Annotated in this window: 12 protein-coding genes; 8 read left to right on the forward strand and 4 right to left on the reverse strand. The window is 62.1% G+C overall.

The window, feature by feature from the left end:
• Positions 1–25 precede the first annotated feature (25 nt).
• Positions 26–934, forward strand: coding sequence for a LysR family transcriptional regulator (locus ACVTFQ_RS11440; RefSeq protein ID WP_111562846.1), 909 nt, complete (start codon positions 26–28; stop codon positions 932–934).
• 28 nt (positions 935–962) lie between these two features.
• Here ACVTFQ_RS11440 and ACVTFQ_RS11445 read toward each other — a convergent pair whose 3' ends face one another.
• Positions 963–1,244: a DUF2188 domain-containing protein gene (locus ACVTFQ_RS11445; protein WP_018897419.1), complete on the reverse strand. Its 282-nt coding sequence runs from the start codon at positions 1,242–1,244 to the stop codon at positions 963–965.
• Positions 1,245–1,479: 235 nt separating this feature from the next.
• Between ACVTFQ_RS11445 and ACVTFQ_RS11450 the strand changes: the two genes are divergently transcribed.
• Complete coding sequence (locus ACVTFQ_RS11450; protein WP_111562847.1) at positions 1,480–2,577, forward strand: calcium:cation antiporter; 1,098 nt, start codon at positions 1,480–1,482, stop codon at positions 2,575–2,577.
• An 86-nt stretch (positions 2,578–2,663) separates the two neighbouring features.
• Here ACVTFQ_RS11450 and ACVTFQ_RS11455 read toward each other — a convergent pair whose 3' ends face one another.
• Positions 2,664–3,818, reverse strand: a complete 1,155-nt coding sequence (locus ACVTFQ_RS11455) for a GGDEF domain-containing protein (RefSeq protein ID WP_112435944.1) — start codon at positions 3,816–3,818, stop codon at positions 2,664–2,666.
• Between the two features lie 142 nt (positions 3,819–3,960).
• Complete coding sequence (locus tag ACVTFQ_RS11460; protein ID WP_111562849.1) at positions 3,961–5,163, reverse strand: pyridoxal phosphate-dependent aminotransferase; 1,203 nt, start codon at positions 5,161–5,163, stop codon at positions 3,961–3,963.
• A 340-nt stretch (positions 5,164–5,503) separates the two neighbouring features.
• Here ACVTFQ_RS11460 and ACVTFQ_RS11465 point away from each other — a divergent pair, with 340 nt between their 5' ends.
• From ACVTFQ_RS11465 to ACVTFQ_RS11490, 6 genes are all read left to right on the forward strand, one after another.
• Positions 5,504–7,855 carry a marine proteobacterial sortase target protein gene (locus ACVTFQ_RS11465; RefSeq protein ID WP_111562850.1) on the forward strand — a complete coding sequence of 784 codons (2,352 nt, stop codon included), beginning with the start codon at positions 5,504–5,506 and terminating at the stop codon, positions 7,853–7,855.
• A complete protein-coding gene (locus tag ACVTFQ_RS11470) occupies positions 7,845–8,624 on the forward strand; it encodes a class GN sortase (protein ID WP_409527936.1) in 780 nt (259 codons plus the stop codon). Before ACVTFQ_RS11465 ends, ACVTFQ_RS11470 begins: the two co-directional genes overlap by 11 nt.
• A 123-nt stretch (positions 8,625–8,747) precedes the next feature.
• Positions 8,748–9,866 (forward strand): PQQ-dependent sugar dehydrogenase, encoded by a 1,119-nt coding sequence (locus ACVTFQ_RS11475; protein WP_112435945.1) that lies wholly within the window; start codon positions 8,748–8,750, stop codon positions 9,864–9,866.
• Positions 9,867–9,991: 125 nt separating this feature from the next.
• Positions 9,992–10,906 (forward strand): DMT family transporter, encoded by a 915-nt coding sequence (locus tag ACVTFQ_RS11480; RefSeq protein WP_111562851.1) that lies wholly within the window; start codon positions 9,992–9,994, stop codon positions 10,904–10,906.
• A gap of 463 nt (positions 10,907–11,369) precedes the next feature.
• Entirely contained in the window at positions 11,370–11,585 is a 216-nt protein-coding gene (locus ACVTFQ_RS11485) for a cold-shock protein (protein ID WP_018897410.1), read from the forward strand.
• A gap of 137 nt (positions 11,586–11,722) precedes the next feature.
• Entirely contained in the window at positions 11,723–12,157 is a 435-nt protein-coding gene (locus ACVTFQ_RS11490) for a BA14K family protein (protein WP_018897409.1), read from the forward strand.
• A 90-nt stretch (positions 12,158–12,247) separates the two neighbouring features.
• Here ACVTFQ_RS11490 and ACVTFQ_RS11495 read toward each other — a convergent pair whose 3' ends face one another.
• Positions 12,248–12,898, reverse strand: coding sequence for an MBL fold metallo-hydrolase (locus ACVTFQ_RS11495; protein ID WP_111562852.1), 651 nt, complete (start codon positions 12,896–12,898; stop codon positions 12,248–12,250).
• Between the last annotated feature and the right edge of the window lie 48 nt (positions 12,899–12,946).

Consider the following 12,946-nt stretch of genomic DNA (forward strand, 5'->3'; position numbering starts at 1 on the left):
TCGTATCTCATCTATACGTATTTGAATGACAGAGCCAAGCTGGGATTTCTACCGCACCCTTCTCGCCGTGCTCCACCACGGATCGCTATCGGCCGCCGCTCGCGAGCTTGGACTGACGCAGCCGACCATCGGCCGCCATATCGACGCCCTGGAAGAGATCGTCCGCACGCAACTCTTCGTCCGCTCGCAGAGCGGCCTGATGCCGACCGAAGCCGCCCTCGAACTCCGGCCTTACGCCGAAACGCTGGCATCCACCTCCGCCGCCCTGCTGCGCACCGCCTCCGGCCATCGCGACCGCATCGCCGGCCCAGTCCGCATCAGTGCCAGCGAGGTGATCGGCGTCGAGGTGCTGCCCTCGATCCTGGCGCCGCTGATGGGGCAGTACCCGGAGCTCGAGATCGAGCTCTCCGCCTCCGACGCGGTCGAGGATCTGCTGAGCCGCGAAGCCGATATCGCCGTGCGCATGAGCGAACCGACACAGGACGCGCTGGTGGTACGCCGCATCGGCGATATCCCGCTCGGCTTCCACGCCCATCGCCGCTACCTCGATCAACGCGGAACACCACAAACGCTAGCCGATCTAAGCAACCACCGCCTGATCGGCTTCGACCGGCACACCGGCTATGTCAGGACGATGCTGAAACGCTACCCAGTCTTCGCCGACCTCACATTCGGCTTCAAGGCCGACAGCACGCTGGCGCAGTTGGCGGCGATCCGCTCGGGATTGGGGATAGGAATGTGCCAGACAGGGCTGACGACGTCGGATGAGAATCTCGTCCACGTTCTGCCGCAGGCGTTTCAAATCCCGCTCGCGACCTGGGTGGTGATGCACGAGGCGATCAGAACCTCGCCACGCTACCGCGTCACCTTCGATGCACTGGTCACGGGCCTGCTCGATTATATCAGGGAAGGAGCGCTCGGCCGCCGGGACTGATGGAACGCCTCATGAAGAGTGCGATCGGTCAAGCGCGTGGCGACGTTGCGGCCTGGTGGGTCTTCCAGTTACCATCGACCACCTCGGTCTCCGGACGGTCGCCACCTTCGGCATATTCCTCGTGCCACTTGCCCTTGTCGTCCTGCCAGCTGATCTCGGCGGAATCGCCGCCGACCTGCTGCTCGGCCGCGACGATACGGGCCGCCTCAAGCGCTTCGGAATGTGTCGGGAAGGCCTCGGAATACACGTTTCCCAGCCGGTAGGCCCAGCCGCCATCGTGCTGGACGACTTCATAGACCACCTTGACCATGCACTTCACTCCTCTTTTGCTTGGTTCAACACACCGAACCGACAGGATCGGATCCTGTTTAGCGCGGTGCCATCTGGCAAAAAGACGAGAGGCGCCGCGATATGCTTCCGGCTGACCGATGAGGCAGTATTCCATTAAATGCCCAAGACTGCAAACCTGCCCCGCGCAATCGCCGACTTGATATGTGAAATCATCGCCTTAGACTTGATACATGAATCAAGATCGGAGCTCGACGTTGGGGATAGTGTCACGCCTGAAAACCGAACGGTACCTGCTGATCGCGATTGCGGTCGGCGTGGCGGCCTTTCTGTCGGAACACGCGATCATGGAGATGGGCCAGGGCGCGGCCCTTATTGCCGCTGCCGCCCTCATCGTGACCATCGTGCTCGCCTCCATGCGCGTGGCCCATCACGCCGAAATCCTCGCCATCAAGGTCGGCGATCCCTATGGCACGATGATCCTAACGCTCTCGGCTGTCGCCGTCGAGGTCATCATCCTCGCCATCATGATGGCCGGCGAAAGCTCGCCGACGCTAGTGCGCGACACGATCTATTCGGCGCTGATGCTCGATATCAACGGCATCCTCGGCCTCGCCGCCCTGCTCGGCGGCCTGAAGCATGGAGAGCAGCCCTATAACGACAACTCCGGCAAGACCTACGGCGTGATGATCCTGACGGCGATCGGCATTTCGATGATCGTCCCGGAATTCGTGCCCGATGAGAAGTGGCACTATTATTCCGCCTTCACCATCGTGGCGATGATCGCGCTATACGCGCTTTTCCTACGCATGCAGGTCGGCCAGCACAGCTATTTCTTCAGCTACAGCTACCCCCGCGCCGAGCGCAAGCAGGACGCATCGGAGGAGCATGGCGACGAAGGGTCGACGGCGGTCTCGATCGCCACGATCCTGGCTGGCGTCGTCATCATCGGCCTGCTGGCCGAATTCATGTCGGCCTTCATGACGACGGGCCTCAAGGGCACTGGCGCGCCGATCGGCCTCACCGCGCTGGTCGTCGCGACCATATCGGCCGCGCCCGAGATCCTGACCGCGCTTCGCGCAGCCTTGAAGAACCGCATGCAGGCAACCGTCAACATCGCCATGGGTGCCTCGCTCTCGACCGTCATCCTGACCGTGCCGGTCATGGAAGCGATCGCGCTTTACACCGGCCAGCCCTTCATCATGGCAATGACGCCGGTGCAGACAGTGATGGTCACGATCACCCTGATCGCCGCCGCCATCAACCTCAACGATGGTGAGACCAACGCCATCGAGGGCATGACGCACTTCATCCTGTTCGCGACGTTCCTGATGCTGGCGAGCCTGGGGTTATGAAGATCGAGAACCTCAGCGGCAGATAGAATCCGAAATCAACGCCTTACGGCGAAAAGCTGAATCGGATTGCCAACTGAGAAAAGCGATTACGCCGCGATCTTGTCGTAGAGAACGGCGCGATTGCGCCCGCCATCCTTGGCGGCATAAAGCGCCGCGTCGGCCATCTTGAGCAGATCGCTCCAGGAGCGGCCCGCATCCGCGCTCGTCGCAACGCCGATGCTGACGGTGAGCGGCACGCGCTGACCGTTGCTGTCGACTTCGAGCTTGCCGATCAGATCGACCAGACGCTCGGCCGCTTTCATGGCTTCCAAGGCATTCGTCTTCGGCAGATAGGCCGCGAACTCCTCGCCGCCCAGACGCGCAAAGCTGCCGCTTGCATTGAGGTTGCAGCGGATCGCATCGGCGAAGCTGACGAGCACCTGATCGCCGGTATCGTGGCCGAAACGATCGTTGACCTGCTTGAATAGGTCGAGATCCATCAACAGCAGCGCATCATCCGCGCGCATGACCTTCGGCATCCGCGAGGTGAACCAGCGGCGGTTGCCGACGCCGGTCAGCATGTCCGTATCGGCCACATGCCGCAGCGCCGCCTCGGCGCGCTCCTTCACCAGGATGATGACGAAGAGCGCGATCGCGAAATGGCAGATGATGCGGATGAAGAACGCCCAGCGCGGCGTCATCGGAGCGATTGCTGGCGTCAGCATGGCAATGACGATAAGCAAGGCCAGAAGCGACGACAGCGCGATCACGCCCGACAGCACGATCCGCACCGGCAGCTGTTCCGGCCGCCGATCGTGCAGCACGGTGGCCGTGGCCGCCGCAAGCGACAGGAAGGAAACGAAATTCCCGACCGCGCCGCGAAGCGAGTCGACCAGGTAGAATTGTGTGACGATCGCGGTCACAATCAGCACCGCTGGAATGATCAGCACAAGCCAATCGATCCGCCGCCGCCGGCCGCTGCTGAGCTGGCGCATGCCGACCCAGAAAACCGAATAGCCGATAAGGCCGAATACGAAGGTGCCGAACGTCCATATTTCATGGGAGAGCACCGAACGCTCGCCCAGCCCCGCCAAGGTCGACGACATCGCCAGCGACAGGAAGCCGATCGCCAGCGTGCCCAACCCCTCGCCGCGCTTCGACTGCCAGCGCGTATAGAGAAAGCAGAGAGCGCCGACGAGAAACGAGCATTGATGCAACAGGAGAACCGTTGCGAGGTCGAGCTGGAAGGATTGAAGCGTCATGATCCGGAGGCAATGAAATCTATAAAAACACCGCACCAATAGACGCCAGTCATTAGCGATCCTTAAATGGGCGGGAGCAAAACACACCCGCAACAAAAAACCCGCCGTCGCCGGCGGGTTTCGAAGTTCAAAGCAAGACTGCTTACTTGCAGGCGCCGCAGAAGCGCTGGATGCGCTTGCAGGCTTCTTCCAGCAGTGCTTCCGAGGTCGCATAGGAGATACGGAAGTTCGGGCCGAGGCCGAATGCAGAGCCGTGAACCACGGCAACGCCTTCCGATTCCAAAAGCTCGGACACGAAGTCCTCATCCGTCTCGATGACCTTGCCCGTCGGCGCCGTCTTGCCGATCAGGCCGGCGCAGGACGGGTAGACGTAGAAGGCGCCTTCCGGGTTCGGGCACGAAATGCCCTTGGCCTGGTTCAGCATCGACACGACGAGGTCGCGGCGGCCTTCGAAGATCTTCTTGTTCTCGGGGATGAACGCCTGCGTGCCGTTCAGCGCCTCGACAGCCGCCCACTGCGCGATCGACGATGCGCCCGAGGTCTGCTGGCCCTGGATCATGTCCATGGCCTTGATCAGCTGCAACGGGCCGGCCGCGTAGCCGATACGCCAGCCGGTCATCGCGTAGGCCTTCGAGACGCCGTTCATGGTGAGCGTGCGGTCATAGAGCTTCGGCTCGACTTCGACGGGCGTGACGAACTTGAAGTCGCCATAGGTCAGGTGCTCATACATGTCGTCGGTCAGGATCCAGACATGCGGATGCTTGAGCAGCACATCGGTCAGAGCCTTCAGTTCGTCATGCGTATAGGCGGCACCCGACGGGTTGGACGGCGAGTTGAAGATGAACCACTTCGTCTTCGGCGTGATCGCCTTGTCGAGATCTGCTGCCTGGAGCTTGAAGTTGTTTTCCTGCGTCGTCATGACCGTGACGGGCGTACCGCCGCACAGCGCCACCATTTCAGGATACGACACCCAGTACGGAGCCGGGATGACGACTTCATCGCCGGCATTCAGCGTCGCCATGAAGGCGTTGAAAAGAATCTGCTTTCCGCCGGTGCCGACGATCGTCTGCTCCCAGGAGTAATCCAGGCCGTTCTCGCGCTTGAACTTCGCGGCGATCGCCTTGCGCAGTTCAGGGATACCGGAAACCGGCGTGTACTTCGTCTCGCCGCGGTTGATCGCGTCGATCGCCGCCTGCTTGATGTTGTCGGGCGTATCGAAGTCCGGCTCACCGGCGCCAAGACCGATCACGTCACGGCCTTTTGCTTTCAACTCGCGCGCTTTCTGGGAAACGGCGATGGTGGCGGAAGGCTTCACACGGGAAAGAGCATCGGCAAGAAAGGCCATGATATCGGTCCTATACGGTTTGATTTTAGCAGACGGCCGGGGCCGGATTTCTGCGCTACGGTCTATGTCCAATGTAGGCAGGCTTTTCAAGGCCAAAGGGGTGATGAATCGGATGATTCTTCGTGATCATTCGCGCCATCGAGATCGTGATTCGCATAATCCGAAGCCGTATCGTCGACGCGATCCCGATTTACGCCTTGAAATCAAAAACTTCGCCAAATCGGCCCTTCGCCACGAATTGGCCGCAACAAATGCCGTGGCATGCCGCAATTCGGTCGCGAGCCCGCCGAGATCGAAGCCGCATTCTTGCATCTCCGAAATTGGTTACTGAGGGCATGCCATGTTTCTGGAAGATGAAGTCACCATCAGGCGGCTGCGCGCCGCCCGCGTTTCCATATCCCTGTTGATCGCATTCGTGGCATTCGCCGCCTCCATCCTGGTCACATCAGGACTGGTGACGGCCGCCTATGCCGCCGAGGAAAGCCAGCCGAAAGCCCGCGAGCTCGCCGGCCTGATCAAGCCGAACGACGTCAACAGCGGCTCGCTGCTCTTTCCCGCCAAGGAACCCGGCTTCTTCGTCGAGGCGCCGAGGCTTAAGACCGACGTCGAGATGGACGTCACCGGCCCCATCGCCCGCGTCAAGGTCACCCAGCGCTTCCAGAACCCGAGCAAGGGTTGGGTCGAGGGCACTTACGTCTTCCCGCTGCCTGAAAATTCCGCCGTCGACGTCCTGAAGATGCAGATCGGCGACCGCTTCATCGAGGGCCAGATCAAGCCGCGACAGGAAGCCCGCGAGATCTACGAGCAGGCCAAGGCCGAGGGCAAGAAGACCGCGCTGTTGGAACAGCAACGCCCCAACATCTTCACCAACCAGGTCGCCAATATCGGCCCCGGCGAAACCATCGTCGTGCAGGTCGAATACCAGCAGACGGTGCACCAGTCCGGCGGCGAGTTCTCGCTGCGCTTCCCGATGGTCGTGGCACCCCGCTACAATCCGGCACCGATCGTCCAGACCGTCGAATTCAACAATGGCGCCGGCTTCGCCGTCCCGTCCGATCCCGTCGAAAACCGCGAGAAGATCGCAGCACCGGTGCTTGATCCGCGCGAAAACGCCAAGATCAACCCCGTCGCGCTGACCGTAAAGCTGAAGGCCGGCTTCCCGCTCGGCGATGTCAAATCCTCCTTCCACGAAGTCGATATCAAGACCGACGGCGACCAGAACCGCGTGATCGCGCTGAAGAATGAAACCGTTCCGGCCGACAAGGATTTCGAACTCACCTGGAAGGCCGCCCCCGGCAAGACGCCGAGCGCCGGCCTCTTCCGCGAAGTGCGCGACGGCAAGACCTATCTTCTCGCCTTCGTCACCCCGCCCGCGACGCCGGATGCGAATGCAGCCCCCTTAAAGCGCGAGGTCGTCTTCGTCATCGACAATTCCGGCTCCATGTCCGGCCCATCGATCGAGCAGGCCAAGGAGAGCCTGGCACTCGCCATCTCGAGGCTCAACGCCGACGACCGCTTCAACGTGATCCGCTTCGACGACACGATGACCGATTATTTCAACGGCCTCGTCGCCGCCTCCCCCGACAATCGCGAAAAGGCGATATCCTATGTGAGGAGCCTGAACGCCGATGGCGGCACCGAGATGCTGCCGGCGTTGCAGGATGCGCTGCGCAACCAGGGCTCGGTCGCGGCGGGCGCGCTGCGCCAGGTCGTCTTCCTCACCGACGGCGCGATCGGCAACGAGCAGCGGCTCTTCACCGAGATCACACAGAACCGTGGCGACGCCCGTGTCTTCACCGTCGGCATCGGCTCGGCGCCCAACTCCTACTTCATGACCAAGGCGGCCGAGATGGGCCGCGGCACCTTCACCCAGATCGGCTCCACCGACCAGATCGCCACGCGCATGGCCGAGCTGTTCCAGAAGCTGCAGAACCCGGCGATGACCGATATCGCAGCGACCTTCGAAAACGCCAAGGCCGAGGACATCACCCCCAACCCCATGCCCGACCTCTACACCGGCGAACCCGTGGTGCTGACAGCAGAACTGCCGGACGCCAAGCCATCAGGCAAGCTGCAGATCACGGGCAAGACTGGCGTCCAGCCGTGGCGCGTCGAGATGGATATCGCCAATGCCGCCGACGGCCAGGGCATCTCCAAGCTCTGGGCGCGCCGCAAGATCGACGACCTCGAAGCCCGTGCCTATGAGCGGCAGGACCCGACAGCACTCGACAAGGACGTCGAGACCGTGGCGCTCGCCCATCACCTCGTCTCGCGCATGACCAGCCTCGTCGCCGTCGATGTCACCCCGTCGCGCCCTTCAGACAAGCCGCTGGATTCGGCAAAGCTGCCGCTCAACCTCCCTGATGGCTGGGACTTCGAGAAAGTCTACGGCGAAACCGCCCCTGCCCCGCAGGCCCCGTCAGGCAACGGACCCGACCACGCCATGGCCGCACCGCTGCAGCAGGTGGCCGAGCTCGCGGCAACCCGCATGGCGGCCGCCCCGACACCCAAGGCCGCCAACCTGATCGCCCAGCGCTCGGCCTCCATCCAGTTGCCGCAGACCGCCACCCGCGCCGACGAGCAGATCGCCCGCGGCGTGACCATGATGGTACTGGCACTGCTGGCCGCAACCGGGCTGATGGCGTGGAAGCGCCGCAACGCCATGGCGGGAGGGACCCGCCGTGGCCATTAGAACAGGCAGAACCAGCGGAGCCGGGCCGGCCGATGATTTCGGCCCGCTTCCCACCTATCTGGAACTCGCCATGGCGACGGCGGCGGCAACCGCCTTCGATACACCTGATAGCAAGCAGCCCTCCGCGCTATGGCCCCGCTTCTCCGCAGTCGAAAAGGTGATCGCTGCAGGCATCGCCATCCTGGCGCTCTACGGGATGATCCTGATCGGCGACGGAATCTACATCAAGGCGAAGGCGCAGCTGTCGCAATTCCTGCTCGCGCGCGCCTTCGCGGCCGAACTGCGCGGCGAGGATGCCAAGCCCTGGCCCTGGGCCGACTTCACCACCGAGGCGAAGGTCAGCGCCCCGCGCCTCGGCAAGCAGGCGATCGTTCTCTCCGGCGCCTCCGGCGAAGCCCTTGCCTTCGGGCCCGCATGGCTCACCAACACGCCGCAGCCCGGCGACGAAGGCACATCCGTCATCGCCGCCCATCGCGACACCCACTTCCGCTGGCTGAAGGACGTCAAGCCGGGCGATGAGATCGAGGTGACGCGCCGCGACGGCGAACGCTTGATCTTCAAGGCAGGCGAAGGCCGCGTCGTCTCCTGGGACAACAGCGGCATCGACCCCTCAGCGCATGGTCGTCATCTCGTGCTGGCGACCTGCTGGCCCTTCGGCGCTACCGAACGCGGGCCGCTGCGCTATATCGTCGATGCCGAACTCGTCGACGCGAAAACGACCGGTTCGGTTCAGAACCGAAACACAATGCCGTTATCCCACACCCCTTGAGGGTTGAAGCAAGGCGCCTGCTCCTCCAACTCTCAGGCGGATTGACATTTGTAAGTTGGCAGTAGGGGATGGGGAATGAGATCAGTTTCGACACTTCGGATTGGTAGAGCGCCAGGGATCGGCATGCTGCTAGCTGCGGTCATCGCCCAATCAGCCCCTGTCATGGCAGCCGACACGGTCGAGACCAAGAAGGTGCAGGTTCAGGTCGAAACGATCGCCTCGGGACTGGAACATCCCTGGGCGGTCGCGGTCCTTCCCGATGGCGGCTATCTCGTCACCGAACGCCCGGGCCGCCTGCGGATCGTCCGCGACGGCAAGCTTTCCGCACCAATATCCGGCGTGCCCAAAGTCTACGCCAGAAGCCAGGGCGGCCTCATGGACGTGGAACTGGCACCCGATTTCGCCACCTCGCGGACCCTCTATCTCACGGCATCGACCCAAGGTGATGGCGGCTCCGGCACCGAAGCCTTCAGCGCCACGCTTTCGGCCGACGGAACCACGCTCGAAAACGTCAAGTCGATCTACAAGATGCGAAAGTTCACCAGCGGCAGCATTCAGTATGGCTCGCGCATCGCCATCGCCAAGGATGGCTCGCTCTTCATCAGCATCGGCGACCGCGGTGATCGCGACCGCTCGCAGGACTGGCAGGACGATGCCGGCGCGATCGTCCACATCAATGCCGATGGCAGCATCCCCAATGACAATCCCTTCAAGGACGGCGCCAAGGCGCTGCCGGAAATCTGGTCGAAGGGCCACAGAAACCCGCAGGGCATCACCTTCGATAGCGCCGACGGCAAGCTCTATACCGTCGAGCACGGTGCGCGCGGCGGCGACGAGATCAACGGCATCGAGCCGGGCAAGAACTACGGCTGGCCGATCATCACCTACGGCCGCGACTATTCCGGCGCCGAGATCGGCGAAGGCACCGCCAAGAAGGGGCTGGAGCAGCCGCTCTATTATTGGGATCCCTCGATCGCACCGGGCGCTGTCGCCATCTATCGCGGCAAGATGTTTCCGGAATGGAATGGCGACTTCCTGGTCGCCGCCCTGAAATTCCAGCTGCTGTCACGCATGCAGCGCGATGACAGCGGCGCCTTCGTGGCCGAGGAGCGGATCTTCGACGGCGCCTATGGCCGCATGCGCGATATCGTGGTGGCACCCGACGGCGCGCTTCTGATCGTCACCGACGACGACGATGGTGCGCTGCTGCGCGTCTCCCGGGCACCTGATAACAGCGGCTGATGTCGCCGGCAGGCGTCGTCTTGCTGCGGTCGAACGAAACTGGTAACGGTCGCCCATCTCGACCACTCCGTTTTCGGCCGCAAAGCGCTAACCCCGTCTGGCCGACCTCCCAGATTGAGGCTTACATGACGCGCATACAGGCGAACCTTGTTCTATTGCTGGCTGGCGCCATCTGGGGCGGCGGCTTCGTCGCGCAGTCGACGGCTATGGAAACGATCGGTCCGCTCTGGTTCGTCGGCCTGCGCTTCGCCATCGCCACCGTCGCCGTGCTCCCCTTCGCGCTGATCGAGGCGCGCAAGAGTAAGGTCAAGACCACCGGGCGCCACGCGATGCTCTATCTGCTGATAGGCCTCACCCTCTTCGGCGTCATGATCACCCAGCAGATCGGCCTCCAGACGACGACGGTGACCAATTCAAGCTTCCTCACGGGGCTCTACGTCGTGATCGTTCCGATCATCGCCGTGGTTTTCCTGCGCCGGGCGCCGCACTGGATCGTCTGGCCGGGCGCCTTGATGGCCTTGACCGGCATCTACCTTCTGTCGGGTGGCGACATGTCGGCCCTGTCGCGCGGCGATATCCTGACGATCTTCTGCGCGGTCTTCTCCGCCGGCCAGATCACACTCGCCGGCATCATCGTCTCCGAGACCGGCCGAGCCTTGACGCTGTCGGTGGCGCAGTTCGCCGTCACCGCCGTCTGCGCGCTGGCCGCCGCCGTCATTGTCGAACCCATCAGCCTGGCGGCGATCTGGGACGCAGCGCCAGAGATCCTCTATGTCGGCATCTTCTCCTCAGGCGTCGCCTTCTCGCTGCAGATCATCGGCCAGCGCTACACCACCTCCTCGCAAGCAGCCATCTTCCTGTCGTCCGAAGCGCTGTTTGGCGCGGCACTTGGCGCTCTTGTGCTGGGCGAGAAGATTTCCACTCTCGGCTATGTCGGCTGCGCGCTGATGTTCGCGGCAATGCTTCTAGTTGAAATCGTCCCCGAGATAGCCCGCCGACGTCGGCAAAACGGCCTGCTTATCGGCCAAAATCCGGGCTGAAGCCGAAAATATGAAAAAAAGTTTAACGTTCGCGAGGTCGCGCGCACGTTGTAATTTTGGCAAAATCTGCTCCTAAAATATATTGCTCACGATACAAAACGTTATTCAGCGGCGGCTGATGAGTGCTTTTTTTCGTCAAAGGCCAAAACCCACCCGGAATTGGCGCGCGAGGCAGCGTTGCGTCGGAAAACTTTTGCTTGCCAAAAGTGAATAATCGCAGCAATCTCGTGGCGTTCGGGCATTTTGCGAGCATGGGAAGTCCTTAAGATTGTGCGCGCCGGAGACGCTAATACTCCGGTCGGTAGGTTCTGAAAAAGCAGGCGGAAGTTCTGCGGAGAACTATACTGATTTAGAGGGGACCTTTTTCTCACAATTCAATAATTGCCTGTTAGCGTCTCCGTGAGGAGGCAATATCAGTATGCTGCCCGTGTGGATGGCGGGCAGAGATCAAAGGACCTGACGCATGGCCGAGACTGGGACTGTAAAATTCTTCAACACCGACAAGGGCTTTGGCTTTATCAAGCCTGACAAGGGCGGCGCGGACATCTTCGTTCACATTTCCGCCGTGCAGGCTTCCGGATTGGCCGGACTGACGGAAAACCAGAAGGTTAGCTTCGACACCGAACCGGATCGTCGCGGCAAGGGCCCGAAGGCCGTCAACCTGCAGATCGACGGCTGATAGAGCCTACCTTTGCAATCGAGTTGAAGCCCGGCGGGCCGCCGGGTTTTATCGTTCAGCCTGCATTCAGCCGCCAGCCGTTAACTTGCCATCATCAAGGTGCAAAACCGGCCAAGAGTTTGAACAGGACAGAACACATGAATAGCCTTGCCAAGACCCTTCTTCTGACGGCAACCGCGGCTGCCATCACATTCTCCTCGATCGGTGTCGCATCGGCTGACGACTGGCGCTATCGCCACCACCATAACAACGATGCATGGGTCGGCGGCGCTGTCGGCCTTGCCACAGGCTTGATCGTCGGCTCGGCGATCGCCAATGCACCGCGCTACGACGAACCGCGTTATATCGACCCGCCCTACGCCTATGACGACGGTCCGGTCTACGCAGCACCTCCCCGCTATTACCGCCCGGCACCGGTACGCTACTACCAGCCGGCTCCGGTTCGCGTCGGCGTCGAGCCGTGGACCCCGCAGTGGGAACGCTACTGCTCCTACCGCTACCGTTCGTTCGATCCGCGCAGCGGCACCTTCATCGGCAATGACGGCCGCAGCCACTTCTGCGTCGCGAACTGATCGAATACTGAACGCTCATGCACGAAGCGCCGCTTTTCAGCGGCGCTTTTGTTTTGTGCGGGCGTTGCCCGCTCTGATCCCCTGCCCGGCTCAAAGCCCCTGCAGATAGGGATTGCCGCGCCGCTCGTCGCCGATCCGGCTGCCCGGGCCATGGCCGCAGATGAAGCCGACCTCATCGCCCAGCGGCAGCACCTTGTCGCGGATTGAATCCAGCAACTGCTGGTGGTTTCCGCCGGGAAGATCGGTGCGGCCGATCGAGCCGTTGAACAGAACGTCGCCCAAATGCGCGAACTTCTGCGCCCGGTTGAAATAGATGACATGCCCCGGCGCGTGGCCCGGCGTGTGATAGACCTCGAAGACATGCTCGCCGAAGGACACCGTATCGCCATCCTTCAGCCAGCGATCCGGCTCGACATTCTGCATCTGGCCGGAAGGCAGCCCGTATTTCTCCGCCTGCGTCTCGATCCGCTGCAACAGCGGCAGGTCGTCCTCGTGCGGGCCGATGATATCGACGCCAAGCGCTTCCTTGAGCTCCTTGGCCCCGCCGGCATGGTCGAGATGGCCGTGGGTCAGCCAGATCGCCTTGATCTTCAGCCCATTCTGCTCGATCCCCTGCAGGATATTGGCGACATCGCCGCCCGGATCGATGACTACGCCTTCCTTCGTCGCCTCGTCGAAAAAGATCGTGCAGTTCTGCTGGAACGCTGTCACCGGAATGATCCCGGCCTGGAGCATGCTCATGGGGTGCCTCGCTTTGTGTCTTGCGCAGTTCGTCCGTCTCGATGTCGA

It is taken from the genome of Rhizobium sp. O111, assembly GCF_055616315.1.